The 3112-nt window shown below is 37.5% G+C and carries 1 protein-coding gene and 2 pseudogenes; 2 read left to right on the top strand and 1 reads right to left on the bottom strand.

All coding sequences use genetic code 11. The features are described 5' to 3' along the window. A pseudogene (locus BA053_RS05805) lies at positions 1–747 on the top strand (hypothetical protein); the annotation flags it as partial. A gap of 112 nt (positions 748–859) precedes the next feature. Then, positions 860–1246: pseudogene (locus tag BA053_RS06950) on the top strand (sugar phosphate nucleotidyltransferase); the annotation flags it as partial. Between the two features lie 80 nt (positions 1247–1326). On the opposite strand, the gene ltrA reads toward BA053_RS06950, so the two are convergent. Beyond that, positions 1327–2577, bottom strand: a complete 1251-nt coding sequence (gene ltrA / locus BA053_RS05800; RefSeq protein ID WP_218914941.1) for a group II intron reverse transcriptase/maturase — start codon at positions 2575–2577, stop codon at positions 1327–1329. Positions 2578–3112: the final 535 nt, after the last annotated feature.

Genomic DNA, 3112 nt, shown 5'->3' with positions numbered 1-3112 from the left:
AAAAATAAAGAAGGTAAAGTTCAGGAAGTTGTCGATGAAAAAGGAAGAAATGGAAAATTATTATACACTAGTGATTACAAGAAGCTAAGCACCCATTTTTCAGAAATTAGAGATCAAAATGGTAATCTAGAGCTAGATAAAAGTCTCATATCTGTTCCTATTGTTTTTGCTACAAGCTTGGCTAAAGTTTGTACTAAATTGTTGACTTCTCTTCCTATAAAGTTAGGGAAGCATTTAATAAGCAAACAAAACCCAATTGCAAAGTCTTTTGGTTATCTTTTATTTACTCCTGCAATGGCAATAAAAAATTTAGTGAATATGGGAGCTACCATACTTAAGGCTCCAATTTTATTGTTTGTAGCAAATAAGAAAAAATATGGTGATGCTTACTTAACTATGTTGGAATGTCAATTGAAAGAATGCTGGAAAGAAGCAGAGAATGATTTTAAGGTAGTTAAAGATGGTAAAAGAGAAGCAAAACAAAAAGAAAATCGCCCTGATCTCGACCCAATTATAGGCACATGGAAAGAGCTTAACGCCAGGAGGCCAGATATTGAAAAAGACTTGAAGAAACAAGAGAATGATAAAGGAATCAGCAAGAGTAATGAAATACTAAAGAGTCCTGAGGAAGAACAAAATAAGGGTAATGAAATATTAAGTGGTAAAAGCAAAGGTCATGTTGAGAAATTACAAAATAGAAGAAATTCACAGCAAGGGCAAGGCGCTACACACACTCACTCTCCTTAGCCATTACTTTAAATTGATACCTACCCTCTATTTAATCATTTTACAACAAAAACTTGCATGCATTTTGCCCTCAGTATAAGATATTAATTATTTAATCAACTTTCTTAACTAAATGCGCCCTGTAATATTGTGTGGTGGTAGTGGTAGCAGACTTTGGCCTTTATCTAAGCCAAAGCAATTTCAGAAAATATTTAGTCAGAACACTATGTTTCACAACACTTTGTTGAGGCTAAAAAGCGATTATATGCCGCCCATAATTTCTACAAATATACAGTACGAGTCATTAGTGATGGAGGAATTACATGCGCTGCAAGAATATAAAGTGATTTTCGAACCAGTGAAAATTGGAACAGCAGCGGCAATATTAATTGCTGCACTTCTCTGCAATGAAAACGAGACAATGTTAATTCTGCCTTCAGATCATTTCATAGGTGATTTGAATAGTTTTTATGCTTCTACTCAAAAAGCGTCTAAGTTAGCCTCTGAAACTAACTCTATGGAGAGTAGACCAGGAGAACTTCCCTCCTGGCCCCTTCCAGAACCCTACGTGAAACTCGCGCTTCATAAGGCTCCCACTAGTCATTGCCCTAACCCTATACTCAATTTCCAGTGCACAAACAGACTTGGTCTGCTCTTTGCAGTTCTTTCTAGTACCTTAGCTGCTTTGGTTTTGTGTCCTCTCAGCTTTTTGTACTTTGTCTGGAACCACTTTCTGAGTTTCCTATTAAACATTCTTATTATGCTATCTAGTGCAGTTATATGATGCTTCCCGTAATAGTTAAACCATCCTCTCAGGATTGGATTACATATTCGTGATATATCTTCTATTTCCAAGTTTGTTCTTCTAGCAAATTTCCAGCTTCTAATTTCTTTCTTCATCTTGTTCAGACTTTCTTTACTTACAGTTGGAGTAAAGCTTACAAACAGACTACTATCTTTTCTATTTCGTACAAGTCTTTTTCGAAATTCATATCCAAGAAATGTAAATGATACATTCTCATGATTATCCCTTCGTTTTCCATCTTGACAATAGATAATTTTGGTCTTCGTATGTTTTATTTCCAATTTGCAAATCTTCAGTCTCTGTTCAAGTTGACCAAGAATTAGTTGTGCTTGACTCTTGCTTACACAATGTATAACACCATCATCAGCATATCTTGCCCACTTTACACTTGGATATTCTCTTCTCATCCACATATCAAAGCTGTAGTGCATAAATAGGTTGCTTAAGATAGGACTTACTACACCCCCTTGCGGCACCCCACTGAGACGCTTTATTTTTGTCCCATCTTTTTGCTGTATCTCTGCACTTAGCCATCTTTGTATATATAAGAGAACCCACTTATTTGTGGTATGCTTTCTGACTGCTTTCATCAGTAGATTGTGGTCTATGTTGTCAAACATTCCCTTGATGTCGAACTCTATTAACCAATCTTGGTCGAAGCATCGCCTTCTCGTTTTTCCTATGGCATCTAATGCTGACTTATTTGGCCTATAACCATATGAATCCTCATCAAATACCTTCTCAAGTTCTGGTTCTAAAACACTTCTCACCACTTCCTGTGCTATACGATCGGCAACAGTTGGTATCCCAAGTGTCCTTGTTCCTCCTTCTGTCTTAATTATATCACAAGCCTTGACTGCTGGTGGAAAATAACTACCAGAAGATAGCCTATTCCATAGCTTGTAAAGGTTCTTGCTTAAGTCTTGATCAAACTTTTCAATTGTTAGATCATCAATACCTGCTCCTCCTCTGTTTTCTTTAACTCTTTTATAAGCCGAAAACACTAGAGATTTCGGTATATCAAAAGGCTTTGTTCGTTCAATCATTTTCATCCTCCTTCAAGTTGAATGATTTACTAAAGTCGACTAGCTCAACCCCTTCGCTCCATAGTCATTACAACCACTTCTTCACTACTACGAGTTGATCCGCCCCAGTGATTTGCATTGCTACTCTAAAGCTTGAGGATTAGCCTCTTGCTTATCTCGCTTTTCATCAAATCGACTGGTTCCTGCAGTTCCTTATTAAAGCCCAGATCAGACTCGCGCCACCTTTATGCCGAACACCACCTACACAGTAATCAGGTTTCTTGTAAGCTCATTAAGAGGAGAACGACTCACTCCTCCTTTCGATGTTCACTTCCCTTTTCGACACGTTCATCAGTGGTTCACTTACGTTCGCCTTTCTGATCCACACCTTCCAGCTCTTACGCTGATTTTTCCTTAACGCTTATGACCCTATCTCTTAAATAGAGCCACTTAAGGTGGTTTGAAACCTGCTCCTGAAAACCGATTTCGAAGGACCTTCCTTCATCTTCAATAAAGCTTCTCACAAACATTACTTTGTTTGTTACTGCAGCACACA

The organism is Wolbachia endosymbiont of Nomada ferruginata (assembly GCF_001675785.1).
Taxonomy (GTDB): domain Bacteria; phylum Pseudomonadota; class Alphaproteobacteria; order Rickettsiales; family Anaplasmataceae; genus Wolbachia; species Wolbachia pipientis.
Note: the sequence above shows the minus strand (reverse complement) of the source record. Positions and strands in the feature narration are given on the sequence as shown.

Excerpts from the sequence above, each read along its gene's own strand:
- ltrA (WP_218914941.1), bottom strand. The coding sequence starts at position 2,577 with ATGATTGAACGAACAAAGCCTTTTGATATACCGAAATCTCTAGTGTTT.